Here is a 17,233-nt window from a genome sequence, read left to right on the forward strand (position 1 = left end):
ATTTAAGGCATCAAACGTTTCAGTTTCCACTCACCTTCAATTTTTTCATAAGCTAAGCGGTCATGCAAACGGTTCGGACGGCCTTGCCAAAATTCGTAATAATCAGGCTGCAAGCGGTAACCGCCCCAAAATACAGGTTTTTGCAATTCAGATTGATCCCCCACTTGGGCGTGTAAGTCTTGGAAACGCGCCTGTAGTTCTTCACGGTTGGCAATCACACCACTTTGTGGGGTACTGATATGCGCAGCAATCTGATTGTCACGCGGACGTTTGTGATAATACGCAGTCGATTCTTGCTCATCAATTTTTTCGACATGGCCGCTGACACGAATCTGACGTTCTAGTTCAGGCCAATAAAACAACAATTCAGCATAAGGATTGGCAGCTAAATCCAAACCTTTTTGACTGTCATAATTGGTATAAAAGTCATAGCCTCCTTCGGTGGCTCCACGCAGCAACACGGTACGCACATGCGGACGACCTTGCGCATTGGCAGTTGCCAATGACATCGCATAGGGTTCATGTAGCTTGGCTTCTAAGGCTTGGTTAAACCAATTCAAAAACTGAATATGCGGATTGGCACTGACCTGTGCTTCTAGCAATTCACCTTTTTGGTAACTTAAACGCAGCTCACTTAAATCTTTAACTAAATCACTCATGATTTACCCCCCTTTAGACGGCATGACGACGTACAGCAGCTGCTAAATTTTTCGCCAATGCGTGCACTTCAGCCAAATCATCCCCTTCCACCATGACACGAATCACAGGTTCAGTGCCCGATTTACGAATTAATAAGCGTCCACGACCTTTAAGCTGCTCCGTGGCACGATCAAATTCTGCAACCAAAGCAGGGACAGTATAAGGGTCAAACATATTCTCTAAGCGTACATTTTCTAGCACGTTTGGCAACAGTTTAAAATCTGCCACCAATTCATGCAGAGCTTTGTTTTGTTCGACCATCACCGTTAACACTTGTAAGGCAGCAATAATTGCATCCCCTGTAGTGCTCTTATCCAAAGTCAAAATATGCCCCGATGGTTCACCACCAATCACCCAGCCATTTTCTTCCAGACCTTGTAGCACGTATCGGTCACCAACATTGGCACGCAGTAACGGTACTTGGGCTTTTTCCAACGCCAATTCCAGGGCCATATTGCTCATTAACGTCCCGACAATACCTGCAGGTTTTTTGGAGCCTTGTGTGGCAAGAATATATAAAATATGGTCGCCATCAATTTGCTTGCCTTGACTGTCCACCAAAATCACACGGTCTGCATCACCATCAAATGCAACACCCAAATCCGCCTGATGCTCAAGCACTGCTTTTTGTAAACTTTCAGGATGAGTAGAGCCACAATTTTCGTTGATGTTTAAACCATTCGGCTCATTATGAATAGCAATCACTTTCGCGCCTAATTCACGAAATACTGCAGGGCCCACATTGTAGGCAGCACCATTGGCGCAATCGACCACCATGGTGAGATCATTTAAATCTAAATGATATGGAAAGGTAGATTTACAAAACTCGATATAACGCCCATTGGCATCTTTGACACGCACACTTTTACCCAAGTTGGCCGTATCTTCAATTTTTAATTCTTGCTGCAATTCTTGGTTAATTTCTTCTTGCAAGGCATCTGGCAGCTTTTTCCCTTCGCCCGAGAAGAATTTAATCCCGTTATCAAAATATGGATTATGCGATGCTGAAATCACAATACCTAAACTGGCATGCAAGGCACGGGTTAAATGCGCAATGGCGGGCGTCGGCAATGGACCAAGCAAATGCACATAGACACCTGCGGCATTTAAACCTGCCTGTAGTGCTGCTTCTAAAATATAGCCTGAAAGACGTGTATCTTTACCCAATACTACAATCGGTTTATTTTTTTTGGTGTGCTTTTTTAAAACTTTACCTGCTGCAAAACCGAGTTTTAATGCAAATTCAGGTGTAATTGGTAACTCTCCAAACTTCCCTCGAATGCCGTCTGTACCAAAATAACTCATATTGTTCTCACTTCTTAGGGGTGATCTTTATCATCACTTTTTTACTGCGAGTTACTTTACACCATAAATGAAAAAGCCGTCACATTGATGACGGCTTTTATTTGAAAACTCTACTAAATATTAACCAACGCGATAGTTTGGCGCTTCTTTGGTAATCGTCACATCATGCACGTGAGATTCCTGCATACCTGCTGCAGTAATTTTCACGAATTTAGCATTTTGGCGTAGGTCTTCAATGGTTGAAGAACCTGTATAACCCATAGATGAACGTAAACCACCCATCATCTGATGCACGATGTTGCCCATTGGGCCTTTGTATGGTACGCGACCTTCAATGCCTTCAGGTACCAGTTTTTCTGCACCAGCTTTCGAGTCTTGGAAATAACGATCTGCAGAACCCGTTGCACCCGCCATTGCACCCAATGAACCCATACCACGGTATGCTTTGTAGTAACGACCTTGGAAAAATTCAACTTCGCCCGGTGCTTCTTCAGTACCTGCAAGCAATGAACCAACCATAATGGTACTTGCACCTGCACCAATTGCTTTGGCCATATCGCCAGAGAAGCGAATACCACCATCGGCAATTAATGGAATCTGTTCTTTCAATGCATTAGCAACAACGTCAATGGCAGAGATTTGTGGCATACCAATACCTGCCACAATACGTGTGGTACAAATTGAACCTGGGCCAATCCCCACTTTCACTGCGTCTGCACCTGCATCTAACAATGCCAAAGCAGCATCGCCAGTTGCAATGTTACCGCCAATTACTTGAACTTGCGGATAGTTGGCTTTTACCCAACGTACACGCTCAATTACGCCTGCAGAGTGACCGTGTGCAGTATCGACTACAATCGCATCGACACCTGCTTCAACCAATGCTTCTACACGGCTTGGTGTTTCTGCGCCTGTACCCACTGCAGCACCCACACGTAAACGACCTAAGTCATCTTTACAGCTATTTGGGTACAATTCTGCTTTGCGGAAATCAGTGACCGTAATTAAGCCTTTTAATTCTTGCTGATCATTCACCACCAAGACTTTTTCAATACGATGCTGTTGCAATAAAGCTTGAATATTTTCTTTAGATTCGTCTTCGCGTACTGTCACTAAACGATCTTGACCTGTCATGATGTTGCTAACAGGTTGTTCAAGGTTGGTTTCAAAACGTGTATCACGCCCTGTCACAATACCCACAACTTTGCCATCTTTTACTACAGGTACACCGCTAATATTGTTGGCTTGGGTCAGCGCAATCAATTCACGTACTGTCGTTTCAGGCGTTACGGTAATCGGGTCTTTCACCATACCCGCTTCAAATTTTTTCACACGACGCACTTCGGCTGCTTGTGCAACGATGTCCATGTTTTTATGCAAAATACCAATACCACCGTTTTGCGCCATCGCAATTGCCATACGAGATTCAGTCACCGTATCCATTGCTGCTGAGACAAGCGGAATATTCAGGTCAATGCCGCGGGTAAAACGTGTCTTTAAGGAGACATCTTTTGGGAGAACAGTAGAATAGGCAGGGAGTAATAAGACATCATCGAAGGTTAACGCTTCTTGAACGATGGTCAGCATAACAGTCTCACTGGTAATTTCCGTGAGCCATTATAAACAAATCTAGGCACAAATTTCATTTATTCTCTAAGAAATATTTTTTATTCTACCTTTTTGGGGATGCTGCACGAAAACAAGGCAATTTTCATCTATCTAAACAATGAGGTTTTCACGCCTAATTTACTTTTTAGCCGCGCAGATTTAAAAATTTTGATGTTTCGTTTTTCAGCCAGACAAACCGCTCCAATCTGAAGCATGATTTGGCTATCTATCCCCAATTAGTCACAAAAAAAGCAAAGCCACAGCCTTGCTTCAATCTAGATTGCCATCAACAACTGACTTCACAATTAAACGACTTGATCGAAGTCATCATCATTCACAGATATGGCTGGATCAACCTGCACAAATGGAATCATGTTATGCGCACGACGTGCTTTATTGCATTGATCATCGGCAATTTGTACTTCTTTACAAGAGCTGCTGCGTAATTCATAAATCCCGCAGCTCACTTTCTGTCCAACTTCACCTTCTAAAGCAACACAACGCGGCTGACTCTGATTGGTACCACACATGCATGAATAGACTGCTGTAACTGGTTCCGTGTAGTGCTCAGGCATATTTATGCCTTCAGCCCAATAGAATGAAACACGAAAATAAGCGCAACACGCGCCGCAGCTTAAGCAGGCATCTGCTGTAGGTACTTGAGACAACATTCGTTAAGTTCTCGTCATCAAAAAAATCGTTTTTGGGCGAAAATCTTAAAAAAAGTTGTTTTTGCACTCAAGTTTTTTTTACAGTTTTTTCAGCTTTTTTTGTTGCTTATTCGGGGTAGCTAAACACGTGCTCATCCATCAAATCGACGCCACATTCCAATGTTTCAATCCAGTCTAGGAATTGATTCACCTGTTCTTTGCCCACAAATGGAGTACCGTGTTGTGGCACAATCATTTCAACGTCCATAGTGCGTACCATATTCACCCAGAGGCGAATCACTTTATTGGAACACATATAGCGCTGATGGAAGCCTTTCATAGCAGGAATATGCGCAGCAAAATCAGTCAATGGAATTGAAGCATCTTGCACCATTGACGCACCCATATCGCCAGAAAATAAAATTTTGGCAATAGGATCATAAAACTGGAAATTACCGACAGAGTGCAAGAAGTGCGCAGGCACAGCAATAATTTTAGACTCACCCAAATGAATCGCCTGTCCTTCATCTGGCAGCTCCACCAAACGATCTAGCCAGTCACCTTTCATACGATCACTCATAAAAGATGAGCTTAGGTGCGGCAAGAAACGCGCCCACAATTTTGATGCTACAATTTTTGCTTCGGTATAGACCAACCAACGCGGCATTGAAGTGATGATGTCTGGGTCTTGGTGCGATGCCATGACATAGTCAAGATTGGTCAAACGGGTATATTTGTTTAATTCCATGGTCAGTGGTACATAGGTCAGGTCGCCACCTGGGTCTAGCACTGCGGCACGGTTATTATCAATAATCAAAAATTGGTTGGCCTGAACACCTTCACCTTTGACCAAACTGGTAAAACTAATACATTTATGTGTCCCATTATCAAATAAGACCTGCGATGTTGTACGGTCAAATGCCATAACCAATCCCCAATTTTTTCATTTTAAAAATAGATTTTCTATCACTGATTAACATATAGCTATTTATGGAAAGTTACAATAAATAAAATGGCTCAGATTATCTGAAATATCAGTGAATTGCAGTACCATTCACATAAATAAATCCCGAGCAGTTTGCTCAGGATTTATGCATTTTAATAAATAATTTAGAATAAATAATGTTGCGCCAAAGTCGACAAACCAATAATCAAGAAAATCAGTGCACCAATTTTATGAATTAAAGCAATTGGCAATCGGGTCGCTAATTTATTGCCAATAAACACCGCAGGTGCATTGGCCAGCATCATCCCCAAAGTAGTTCCAAGCATGACCCAAAACACGCTGTCATAACGTGCTGCTAAAGCCACTGTGGCAATTTGAGTTTTATCGCCAATTTCTGCCAAAAAGAACAACACAAATGTCGCGCCAAATACGCCGTATTTTTGCCATTTGTTGATACTTTCAGTTTCATCATCCAATTGGTCTGGAATAAGCATCCAAATTGCCATGCCAATAAAACCTAAAGATAAAATCCACAATAAAATTTCTGGGCTAAGTACCGTAGTAATCCATTGCCCCAAAACTGCAGAAAGTCCGTGATTAATGAGTGTTGCCAGTAAAATAGCAACCAAGATTGGAGCAGGTTTACGAAAACGTGCCGCGAGTAATAAAGCCAGTAGTTGGGTTTTATCACCCATTTCGGCTAAAGCGACAATGGCAGTCGAGATGAGGAATTCATACATGATGTTTTTCTCTGGCTAGCACACATACCAATGACCTATCCCTCCTGCTAGCCAAAATCTGCAGAGTGATAAATCAAAGGTCTTGCCAACAAAAGAAAGCTTGATAAAGCTGATTTGGTTCTTTGCTATGATGACCATGTTCTGTGGAACAAATATGTTGACCATCACCTTTTTACTACATTCAGTTGAAACAGAAATGGGTAAAAAGCGGCTACTCCCCAATGAAGTAAAGCTATTCTAAACAGAATACTGCAGTTAAGCAAATTTAGCCGAATAACGGCACTGACAAAAAAACCCTGCCGCAGCAGGGTTTTATAAAGCTTTTCTGAGTTTAGAGCAGCAAGCTACGAATATCTGCCAACAATTGCGTCAGTTTATGGGTAAAACGTGCTGCATCTGCGCCATTAATCACCCGATGGTCATACGACAATGACAACGGCAACATCAAGCGCGGATCAAAACCTTCACCATTCCAGACAGGCTGCATGGTCGCTGGTGAAATACCCAAAATCGCAACCTGTGGCCAGTTCACCAACGGCGTAAATGCCGTACCACCAATCGAACCTAAACTGGTGATAGTAAAGTTTGCACCTTGTAAATCTTTAGGAGACAACTTTTTATCACGTGCTTTTTGGCCGAGCTCGCCCAGTTCAATCGCAATTTGTTTAATCGATTTCTGATCTGGATTGCGTAGCACAGGCACGGTTAAACCATCAGGGGTTGCCACCGCAATGCCCATGTGGATTTCTTTACGCAGCAGCACAGACTTTTGATCGTCTGCCAAATGTGCAGCAAAATAAGGCTCATCTTTCAGCAAATGTGCTACAGCTTTGGCAATGAATGCCAAAATTGTCAGGCTGACGCCTTCTTTTTTGAAGTTGGCTTTCAATTCACCGCGCCACGCTTCTAATTCGGTAATATCGGCCAAATCAAATTGCGTAACTTGCGGAATGTAATTGTTCAGGGACAATTGCGGAATTGACACTTGCTGTAAACGGGTCAAACTTTTTTCTTCCACACCACCAAATGCACTAAAGTCAGGCAGCTTTGGCAAACCTGTAACTTGCTGCGTGGCGGCAGCGACAGAAGCAGTCTGCGGCGCAGTAAGACGTGCTTTGACATACGCCTTCAAGTCTTCTTTGAGTACACGTGCATGTGGGCCAGTAGGCTTTACCTCGGCTAAAACAACACCTAATTCACGCGCAAGTTTACGCACAGCAGGACCTGCATAGACTTTTGCATTGGCTTCATGTTGTGCCTTGCTCAGTTTGTCTACATTCGTATGCGCACTTGTTGCAACCGTCGTGGTTTGTGATGTAGATTCAGCACTGACTGCTGGCGATGTGCTTGGTGTAGAAACTACTTGATCTGCTGCAACTGCTGTTGGTCTAGCTGCACCTGCGGTCACTATCGTCACTAAGGCATTGCCCTGAGCAACACTTTGTCCTAATTTCACATGAATCGCTTGAATCACACCTGCGGTAGTACTTGGCACTTCAACCGTGGCTTTGTCTGACTCCACCACAATCAAACTTTGGTCCGCTACAACTGTATCGCCCACGTGTACCAAAATTTCTGCCACTGTGGCTTTATCGACCCCTAAATCAGGTACAGCCACTTCAACCTGAGCTGATGCTGCGGTTTGTGGTGCCGATGCAGTTGCTGCGCTCACTTTTGCAGCAGCCGCTTCTACTGGTGCTGATTGAGGTATTTCCACCTGTGTGACTGCGGCAGCAGCGGCAGTTTTCACTTTCAGAATCACCACACCTTCTTTTACGGTATCACCCGTTTTGATTTGGATGGCAGTGACTGTACCCGACACCGTACTCGGCACTTCTACTGTGGCTTTGTCCGACTCTACTACAATAATGCTTTGATCCACATCAATCGCATCGCCCACTTGTACTAAAATTTCCCCAACAACGGCTTTTTCCACGCCAATGTCAGGTACTTGTACATCTACTTCTTGCGCAGTGTTTGATGTCGCTGAGCTTGGTGCTGCAGCGACCACTGGTTCAGCATCTTGCTTCGGTGCCGCGTCCACTTCGGCTTGCGGTGCAGCACCTTCTGTAGCAACTGCGGTTTGAGCTTCTGTTTCTAGCTCAATCAGCACCGCACCTTCAGTCACTTCATCGCCTTGTTGTACCAAAATACTTTTCACTACCCCTGCAGCGGTGCTGGGTACTTCAACAGAAGCTTTGTCTGATTCCAACAGGACAATGCTGTCATCAACTGCAATCGTGTCGCCAACTTTAACAAGAATATCTGCAACAGTGGCTTTATCGACACCAATATCAGGCGTTTGAATTTGCATGATCAGTGCTCCTCTTTGTAGTCAGCAACCGCTTGTACTTCAGGAACCGCTTGCGGTGCCCACGCAACAGGACGATCGGTATCTAACTCAAATGTCGAAATTGCATCTTTGACTAAGCGTGCATCGACTTCACCTTCATCAGCCAGTTTTTTCAAGGTTGCTACCACAATGTGTGCAGCATCGACCCCAAAGTAGCTACGCAAGTTAGCACGGGTATCGGAACGACCATAACCATCTGTACCTAAGGCAACAAATGGTCGATTGTCTGGCAAGTATGCTCGAATTTGCTCGCTATAGACGCGCATGTGATCGGTTGCAGACACTACAATGCCATCTTTGCCACGTAACTGTTGTGAAATCCAAGGCTCTTTGCTTTCTTGAGCCAAAGGATGCAAACGGTTGTACTCTTCACACGCCATACCATCACGCGCCAATTCGTTAAAACTGGTCACACTGTAGACATTCGAGTGAATTTGGTACTCTTCACGCAAGATTTTTGACGCTTTAATGACTTCACGCAGAATTACACCTGAACCCAACAATTGAACCGTGGCTTTTTCATCTTCCTGCAGTAAATACATACCGCGCTTAATGCCTTCTTCCACACCTTGGGGCATTTCAGGATGCTCATAGTTTTCATTCATGAGAGTGAGGTAATAGAATACGCGCTCCTGATTGACATACATGCGCTGTAAACCATCATGTACAATCACGGCAAGCTCATAACCAAAACATGGGTCATAGGACACACAGTTTGGAATGGTATTGGCTAAAATATGCGAGTGACCATCTTGGTGTTGCAAGCCTTCACCATTGAGTGTGGTACGTCCTGCAGTGGCCCCCAACAAGAAACCTTGCGCCTGCGCATCACCTGCCGCCCATGCGATATCGCCAATACGCTGAAAACCAAACATGGAGTAATACATATACATTGGGATCATAGGCAAGTTATTGGTTGAATAACTGGTACCTAAAGCTGCCCAAGCACTCATTGCACCAGCTTCATTAATGCCTTCTTGCAGCATGTGACCGTCTTTGGCTTCACGATAATGCATCAACTGCTCTTGGTCTTCAGGGGTGTATTTTTGCCCATGTGCGGCATAAATACCCAATTGACGGAACATGCCTTCTAAACCAAAAGTACGTGCTTCATCAGGTACAATAGGTACCACGCGGTCTTTAATGGCTTTTTCTTTGAGCAAGGCTGAAATCAAACGCACCATCACCATAGTGGTCGATTGCTCTTTTCCACCTGAACCCGCCAACACTGAATCAAAAACTGATAATTCAGGAATTTGTAAAGCTTCGCTGTCTTTACGGCGCGCAGGCAAATAACCACCCAACGCTTCACGACGCGCTTTCATATATTTTAATTCAGGCGAGTTTTCACTTGGACGATAGAACGGCACTTCTTCAAGTTGCTCATCGCTGAATGGCAAATTAAAGCGGTCACGCACATATTTTAAAGAATCCAACTGCATTTTTTTGATTTGGTGGGTTTTGTTCACCGCTTCAATTTCATCCGACAAACCATAGCCTTTGACAGTTTTAGCTAAAATCACCGTTGGCTGACCTTTGGCCTTACATGCTTCAGCATACGCCGCAAACACTTTATACGGATCGTGACCACCACGGTTCAGGTTATCAATATCTTCATCGCTTAAATCTTTGATCAATTCTTTGGCTTCAGGATATTTACCAAAGAATTTCTCACGGGCGTATGCACCGCCTTTCACTTGTAAACGCTGATAATCACCATCCACCGCTTCTTCCATGATGGCTCTTAATGCACCTGTATCGTCTTTGTCCAATAAAGCATCCCAATGACGCCCCCAAACCACTTTAATCACGCGCCAACCTGCGCCACGGAATAACGACTCAAGTTCTTGAATGATTTTACCGTTACCACGTACAGGCCCATCTAAACGCTGTAAGTTACAGTTGACCACCCAAATCAGGTTATCTAGCTTTTCACGACCTGCCAGTGAAATCGCCCCCAGACTTTCTGGCTCATCCATTTCACCATCGCCCAGAAATGCCCAGACTTTACGGTCTTCTTCTTTAATCAAACCGCGGTTCATTAAATATTTTTGAATATGCGCCTGATAAATGGACATGATTGGACCTAGACCCATCGATACTGTTGGGAACTGCCAATAGTCAGGCATTAAATAAGGATGTGGATAGCTAGGTAAACCGTTACCGCCCACTTCGCGGCGGAAATTATTCAATTGATCTTCGGTTAAACGCCCTTCTAAAAATGAACGAGCATAAATACCTGGTGCACAATGACCCTGATAGTAGATCATGTCACCACCAAAGTGATCGCTATTGGCACGGAAGAAATGGTTAAAACCAACATCATACAATGTTGCTGAAGATGCAAAACTTGCAAGGTGACCACCTAAATCATCACCTGTTTTATTCGCACGTAACACCATTGCCAACGCATTCCAGCGAATCAAGGCCCGAATACGGCGCTCGATATCTGGATCGCCAGGCATAGCAGGTTGTTCTTCCACTGAAATAGTATTGAGGTAGGGAGTATTTAATCGCTGAATGGGTACATGCTTTGCGATTGCACGTTGGTACAATTTTTCGAGTAAAAATGCTGCCCGTTCAGTACCCATATGTTGTAACACAGCATCAAAGGCATCTTGCCATTCTTGGGTTTCTTGTGAGTCCGTATCACCGTAAAACGCCATAATTCACTATTCCTAAGCCTAATCATATGCTTTATATGTATCATAATTTAAACTTTAGTAGATATGGCTAATCTTAAATGCGTACCCTTTATACTATTTAGAAAATAAATAGTGATTGACACTTTCTTACATCAAATAACAAAAAACCGCCAATTTAGGCGGTTTTTTATACAATCAAGCAGATACTGCGTGTTATTATTTTTTATGTGAATAAGTTGAAGTCTGAAAAGCTTGACTGGATTTTGCTGGTTGTACTAGTTTTACTATAAAAAGTGCAAACTTGAGTATAAAGAAAAGCGACCTTTGCCGCTTTAATTTCATGTATTAATTTGTAGTGCGTCGTTTACAGTGAATGTGGCTAGAGCATGATTTTCTAGCCAAAGCATTACGGCAACATTGCTAAATAGGTTGAAGGGTTCTTACGTTGACCATCTTTCACTACTTCATAATGTAAGTGTGGACCTGTACAACGACCTGTACAACCCACGTTAGCAATATGTTCGCCTGCTTCAACGCGGTCACCCACACGTGCAATTAAACGTGAAGCATGTGCGTAGCGCGTGATATAACCATTACCGTGGTTAATTTCTACATATTGACCATAACCTGTGCCCCAGCCTGACTTGGTCACAATACCTGGGCCAGTCGCATAAATTGGTGTACCGCTTGGTGCAGCAAGGTCTAAGCCTGAATGGTTTTCAGCGCGACCACTCATCACACGACCGCCATAGTTCGAGCTAATACGTGCATTCGGTAAAGGATGTGACACTAACCACGCATAAGGATTTGAAGAAGCAAAACGAGTGCTGGTATTGGTACCGTATTTTTTGGCTAAAGAGGCGTTATTTAATTCTGTGGTCTTTTCACGAAGCTTAACGGTCATCTGCGTTTGTGCAGGAATGTCAATGTCTTGTGTTTCTGTATAAGAACCTTGTGACAAGGTACGGGTTAATTGCTCAATACGATCAGTCGATGAATTATGAGAATCTAACTCAACTAAATCAGCAAATGCGACAGATGCTGCTGAAGCTGCCAGTGAAAACGCTAATAAAATACGGCGCGAATGCATAAAAAAACCTCTTAACTGTTCTTACTTGAAGTTCCTTGTGATCTCTTCCTTGATATCTACTGAAAGGAGCGCATAAGATTAGGGCATAAACATGAAGGAATGATGTATGTCCGAACCTGTGAATCTCTTTCAACAAACAAGAAAACACATAAAAACAGGAAACCTAACGTTTCTCTCAACCCAAGTTGCTGCATGGCAGAAACTTGGCAAACTTATTCAACCTTTACTGCCGCAACCAGAGCAATGGCAGGTGGTTTGTTATCAACAAGGTGTCTTAACCATTACCGGAACCAATCAAGCGATGGTGAGCCAACTTGGCTATTTGCAAAAGCAATACATTACTCAACTGTCACAACTGCATGAACTGAAAGACTTACAAAAAATTCAGGTACGATTAAGAGTTGAATCTCAAACGCCCCCAAAAAGCGAAAAGCCTTTAAAAACACTTAGTCCAGAAACTCAAGATATGTTACGAGGTGCTGCTGACTTTGTGAGCGACCCTAAGCTTAGCCAAGCTTTGTTACGTTTGGCAAGCAATAAAAAATAATTGTTTGCAGAAAACTCCAAATACTCGTACTTAAATATGTGATGAAATGCACACTTTAGTATTGTTACATTATAACGTATTAATAAAAGACAATGACTTATGTCACATGCACATAAGTGATCGGGCAAGAATTTATGTCATCAAATGTTACAATTTCATAACTGCTTGGATCGCTCTGAACATTGCGTAGTAATTGATTATTTAAGGCATGTCCTGACTTGTAACCATCAAACTTGGCAATAATTTGATGTCCAAGTAAGAACAAATCCCCCACAGCATCTAAAATTTTATGCCGTACAAACTCGTCCGAGAAGCGCAAACCTTCTTCATTGACCACGCCTGTATCATCTACCCCAATCGCATTCTCTAAACTCGCACCCAAAGCCAAATTATTGGCTTTTAAATAGTCCAAATCTTTCATAAAGCCAAAAGTACGTGCGCCACTAACTTCATAGACAAAGGTTTCTGTAGAAAAGTCGATAGTGGCAGACTGAAATTCTTTGTTAAAGGCAGGATGATCAAAGTCGATAGTAAAATTGAGCTGAAAACCTTCATGCGGACTGAATACCGCGCGCTTATCATCAATTAATGCTGCTACAGGTTTTAAAATTTTGATGAACTTTTTAGGAGCCTCCTGTTCTTTTAAACCGCCCTGCATCAACAAATAAATAAAAGGCCCTGCACTGCCGTCCATAATAGGCACTTCAGAAGCAGACACCTCAATAATCAAGTTATCAATTCCCAAACCTGCTATGGCACTCATGATATGCTCGATGGTGCCAACTTTGGCATCATCCTGAACCAAATTCGAGCACATAAATGCTTCTTGAATCAGCATGGCATCGGCTGGAATATCAACAGGTGGATTTAAATCGATACGACGAAACACAATTCCCCCATCAGCATGATGCGGCACAAAGTTGATCAATACTTTTTGACCACTGTGCAGACCAATACCGCTCGCCTTGACGACACGTTGTAGGGTACGTTGTTTCAGCATGTTCTCAATTCATCTAAATTTTAAAACCGTTATACGTTAGCATATTTAGCCATTGATAAAAAACAAAAAAGGCAGTTTAAAACTGCCTTTTCCCGATCACACGATGAAATTGAGCCTCTTGGCTTATTTACGCTGCTGATTTTTCAAATAGTCTTGAATACTCATCGGCGTTGGGCGCGCAGAGCCTGATGTGGTTGTCGCACTAATTGCAGGTGCAGTTTCTGCTTGTTGACGCTGAATTGCAGGAACATCGTCTTCTTCCACTGCCGCTGTTGGTGCTGCAGAAGCGGTTTGTGTCACAGTGCGTTTCGCAGGCTCTGGTGTGTCGCCTGTGTTACGCGCCAAACCTGTAGCAATAACGGTTACACTGATTTCGTCACGCGCTTCAGGGTCAAATACCGTACCATAGAATACTTGGGTTTGTTCAGTATCTGAAAGTTGATGAATTACCTCCATAATCTCATCAATTTCACCGAAGGTCACATCATCTCCACCCGTGACGTTAATCAACAAGCCTTTGGCATTTGCAATAGTCACGCTATCGAGCAATGGGCTGCGAATGGCTTGTTCAGCCGCTTGACGCGCACGGTTTTCACCACGCCCTGAACCAACACCCATCATCGCATAACCACGCGTGCTCATTGCCGTTTTCAAGTCAGCAAAGTCAAGGTTGATGTGACCCGGACGCACCACCAAATCAAAAATACTACGTACACCGTTCAACAAAACGTCATCTGCTTTTTTATACGCATCTTTCATTGAAATATCGCGGTAAACTTTCATTAAACGCTGGTTTGGAATAATGATTAAAGAGTCTACATGCTGCTCTAATGCCGCAATTCCTTTTTCCGCAGAAAGTAAGCGACGCTTACCCTCAAAGTTAAATGGCGTAGTCACCACACCAACGGTCAAAATACCCATTTCTTTGGCAATTTCAGCAACTACTGGCGCAGCACCTGTACCTGTGCCACCACCCATCCCTGCAGTCACAAACACCATGTCTGTACCTTCAAGTTGCTGACAAATTAGCTCGCGGCTTTCTTCTGCTGCAGTTTGACCCACTTGAGGATCGCCGCCCGCGCCTAAACCACGGGTGCTTTGCTCACCTAGCTGGATTTTGAATTGCGAATTCATGCGATCGAGTGCTTGTTTGTCCGTATTGGCACAAACAAATTTTACACCCTGAATATCTGACTCAAGCATGTGCTGCACAGCGTTACCGCCTGCACCACCCACACCAAACACAGTGAAACGGGCTTGACCGTTGCTATCGGTTTGATCATCTATAAATTCAAATGAGGCCATGACCTTTAGATTTCCTAATACGTTATTGGCAGTCACTTAAGCCCGTATACTGCCTTGATCTTCATAAAAATTATTTTTAAGAATGCTGTTCAACTTCTGGCTTGTCAAGTACCAGCGATGATCCTTACAACTTCCTAACAATATTCCCCAAAAAACTCAACTAAAAAATAGATTTTAGCTTTTCGTTCAAGCCTGACCATGCCCGTCCGACACGCCCCCAAACCGATAAGGTTTCAGGGTCTTCATGTTCTACAATTGTGTCTTGAGTATAGTTTTGACTATAAAGCAATAGGCCTGAGGCCGTTGCATATTGTGAACGGCGTAAAGCAGCCTGATGCGGTTCATCAGCATAAACTTGTGAAGGATGATTCCCCAAGTGCGCCGAAACACCTAACATACGACGTACCAAGCTGATCATACCTTCAATTTGTGAGGCATCGCCCGCCAAAACCACACCATGATACAGACCATGAATGGCGCCGCTTTTTTCAAGTTCCTGACGAATTTGTGCGAAAATTTCTTCATAACGCGCAATAATAATTTCCGCCAGTTCAATACGGCTAATGGTTTGTGGCCCATCAATGCCTTGAATTTGAATCATGTGATCAGGTTTGACCACCTTCATATCTACACAGCCATACAATAGCTTAATCCGTTCAGCTTCTTCAGTTGTGGTTTGTAACACTGCTGCAATATCGCGGGTGACATGCTCACCACCACGCTGCAAAGTGTGCGCCAAGGCCAAACGCCCATCTAAATAAACCGCAATACTGGTCGTGCCTGCGCCAATATCTACCAGACACACACCGTATTCTTTTTCATCTTTAAGCAGACTGGCTTCTGCAGTGGCTAAATTTGACACCACCATTTTTTCGACACCAATATTGGCACCTTTTAAAGCGCGGTCTAAATTCTGCATGGTGCTAATAGGTAACATCATCAATTGATAATGCCCTGTCATGCTATGTGCCGACATCCGAATTGGGTTTTGTACCCACTCACCCGAATCATCTAAATCGAAACCGAGTGGCACTGCGCTCACCAAATAATGGTCTGAAGTGAGATGACTGGCTTTAGCCAAGTCCAGTGCGCGCACCACTTCACTGGTGGTAATGGTGTGATCACTGCTTTCAATAGGTGTTCGACCTGAAGCATAAAAGCTTTTGAGCTCTGCACTAGGAATAGAAATCCATGCCGAATGCACACGGCATTCCGCCATATCTTCCGCTTCTTGTACGGCATTTTTAATTGCAGTAATCACTTTATCGAGACTGACAATTTTTCCTTTACTCATGCCTCGATTACGTGCGGTGGCCATACCAATGACTTGGATATTGTCTGGCGCATGGACCTTAGCAATCAAAACTGAAACTTTGTGCGTCCCGATGTCAATCGCAACAACCGAGGGAACAGCTTCACTCATTTATTCACTACCATTACCAGTATGTTTAATTTATGGCTTAATGCCTCTATTTTTTTAAAGCCCGATATTATGGCTTTGCTCTTATTCCCTCTGCAATGCTTGTGTCATCAATCGTTACAACAAAGTGACCATTTGCAATTTTTGGCGGAATTGAGTTTTTCCATTGAATGGCCAAACCATTGCGATAACGCAAATCGATGGCGGAGATTTTAGACCATACAGGTTTCAAATCACTTTGTGCAAGATGTCCCAAGCGCTGCAGCTTACTCATGGTTTGATCTTTATCTACAATAACACGTAGACCTGAATCAAACTGCATAAACCACGTCATACGTTCTGTTAAATATAGTTCTTTTAAACGATCGTTGATGGGCAAGAATAATTGGTTAATTTCATTATAACGACGCATCATCATTTTAGATTGATGCGTTGGTCCGTGTAATAACGGTAAATGTTGATTATTTTGTGGCGTGACTTCGGTAAAGACCTCACCGCTGTCACTGAGCAAACGACCTGTACCCCAACGGGCAATTGGATGACGCGGCATGACCCGCACACGAATGGCATTCGGCCACGCGCGTGAAACCACCACTCGATCTACCCAAGACAACTCCAAAGCAGAATCGCGGATTTGCTCTAGATCAGAAGTGAAATAGTTCTTGGTCATCACAGGGTTCACATGCGTCATCACTTGACGATGTTCCGCATCTGAACGTGTACCCACTACATCTAGCTTTGCAATTTGTGCGTCGGTCATGACTTTATATAGCCCATACGCACCCACTGCCAGCACGAGCACTGCAACGCAAAGCATTACCCAACCGCCAAAATGGATCAGCTTTTCTTTGGCTGTTGGCGGTTTGTCATGAATCGAGGTAATCGCTGCCCGTTTACGGCGCAAGGATGCAGGAAGTTGAGCCAT

At 43.6% G+C, this 17,233-nt stretch carries 14 protein-coding genes and 1 riboswitch; of the genes, 1 reads left to right on the forward strand and 13 read right to left on the reverse strand.

Annotation, left to right across the window (positions count from 1 at the left end; genetic code table 11):
• Positions 1-2: 2 nt before the first annotated feature.
• From pdxH to K1T76_RS12780, 9 genes are all read right to left on the reverse strand, one after another.
• Positions 3-659, reverse strand: coding sequence for a pyridoxamine 5'-phosphate oxidase (pdxH, locus tag K1T76_RS12740; protein WP_230245537.1), 657 nt, complete (start codon positions 657-659; stop codon positions 3-5).
• A 13-nt stretch (positions 660-672) separates the two neighbouring features.
• Positions 673-2,004 carry a phosphoglucosamine mutase gene (gene glmM, locus K1T76_RS12745; RefSeq protein WP_230245538.1) on the reverse strand — a complete coding sequence of 444 codons (1,332 nt, stop codon included), beginning with the start codon at positions 2,002-2,004 and terminating at the stop codon, positions 673-675.
• A 120-nt stretch (positions 2,005-2,124) separates the two neighbouring features.
• Positions 2,125-3,591 (reverse strand): IMP dehydrogenase, encoded by a 1,467-nt coding sequence (gene guaB / locus K1T76_RS12750; protein ID WP_019837088.1) that lies wholly within the window; start codon positions 3,589-3,591, stop codon positions 2,125-2,127.
• 326 nt (positions 3,592-3,917) lie between these two features.
• A complete protein-coding gene (locus K1T76_RS12755) occupies positions 3,918-4,283 on the reverse strand; it encodes a YkgJ family cysteine cluster protein (RefSeq protein WP_074964477.1) in 366 nt (121 codons plus the stop codon).
• A 106-nt stretch (positions 4,284-4,389) separates the two neighbouring features.
• Complete coding sequence (locus tag K1T76_RS12760) at positions 4,390-5,187, reverse strand: MBL fold metallo-hydrolase (protein ID WP_230245539.1); 798 nt, start codon at positions 5,185-5,187, stop codon at positions 4,390-4,392.
• Between the two features lie 185 nt (positions 5,188-5,372).
• On the reverse strand, positions 5,373-5,948 hold the full coding sequence (locus tag K1T76_RS12765) for a TMEM165/GDT1 family protein (RefSeq protein ID WP_019837085.1): 576 nt from the start codon (positions 5,946-5,948) through the stop codon (positions 5,373-5,375).
• 71 nt (positions 5,949-6,019) lie between these two features.
• A riboswitch (yybP-ykoY riboswitch) is annotated at positions 6,020-6,180 on the reverse strand.
• A 99-nt stretch (positions 6,181-6,279) separates the two neighbouring features.
• Positions 6,280-8,262 (reverse strand): 2-oxo acid dehydrogenase subunit E2, encoded by a 1,983-nt coding sequence (locus K1T76_RS12770; RefSeq protein ID WP_230245540.1) that lies wholly within the window; start codon positions 8,260-8,262, stop codon positions 6,280-6,282.
• A 2-nt stretch (positions 8,263-8,264) separates the two neighbouring features.
• Positions 8,265-10,967, reverse strand: coding sequence for a pyruvate dehydrogenase (acetyl-transferring), homodimeric type (gene aceE / locus K1T76_RS12775; RefSeq protein WP_230245541.1), 2,703 nt, complete (start codon positions 10,965-10,967; stop codon positions 8,265-8,267).
• 385 nt (positions 10,968-11,352) lie between these two features.
• Complete coding sequence (locus tag K1T76_RS12780; RefSeq protein ID WP_230245542.1) at positions 11,353-12,036, reverse strand: M23 family metallopeptidase; 684 nt, start codon at positions 12,034-12,036, stop codon at positions 11,353-11,355.
• Positions 12,037-12,142: 106 nt separating this feature from the next.
• Between K1T76_RS12780 and K1T76_RS12785 the strand changes: the two genes are divergently transcribed.
• Positions 12,143-12,583, forward strand: a complete 441-nt coding sequence (locus K1T76_RS12785) for a DUF721 domain-containing protein (RefSeq protein WP_230245543.1) — start codon at positions 12,143-12,145, stop codon at positions 12,581-12,583.
• 97 nt (positions 12,584-12,680) lie between these two features.
• On the opposite strand, the gene lpxC is transcribed toward K1T76_RS12785, so the two are convergent.
• From lpxC to K1T76_RS12805, 4 genes are all read right to left on the reverse strand, one after another.
• Complete coding sequence (gene lpxC, locus K1T76_RS12790) at positions 12,681-13,583, reverse strand: UDP-3-O-acyl-N-acetylglucosamine deacetylase (protein ID WP_230245544.1); 903 nt, start codon at positions 13,581-13,583, stop codon at positions 12,681-12,683.
• Between the two features lie 123 nt (positions 13,584-13,706).
• Complete coding sequence (gene ftsZ / locus K1T76_RS12795) at positions 13,707-14,888, reverse strand: cell division protein FtsZ (RefSeq protein WP_019837079.1); 1,182 nt, start codon at positions 14,886-14,888, stop codon at positions 13,707-13,709.
• 160 nt (positions 14,889-15,048) lie between these two features.
• Positions 15,049-16,311 (reverse strand): cell division protein FtsA, encoded by a 1,263-nt coding sequence (gene ftsA / locus K1T76_RS12800; protein ID WP_004974236.1) that lies wholly within the window; start codon positions 16,309-16,311, stop codon positions 15,049-15,051.
• A 67-nt stretch (positions 16,312-16,378) separates the two neighbouring features.
• Positions 16,379-17,233 carry a cell division protein FtsQ/DivIB gene (locus K1T76_RS12805; RefSeq protein ID WP_230245545.1) on the reverse strand — a complete coding sequence of 285 codons (855 nt, stop codon included), beginning with the start codon at positions 17,231-17,233 and terminating at the stop codon, positions 16,379-16,381.

The sequence above is a fragment of the Acinetobacter sp. PW68 genome, assembly GCF_020982655.1.
GTDB lineage: Bacteria > Pseudomonadota > Gammaproteobacteria > Pseudomonadales > Moraxellaceae > Acinetobacter > Acinetobacter towneri_A.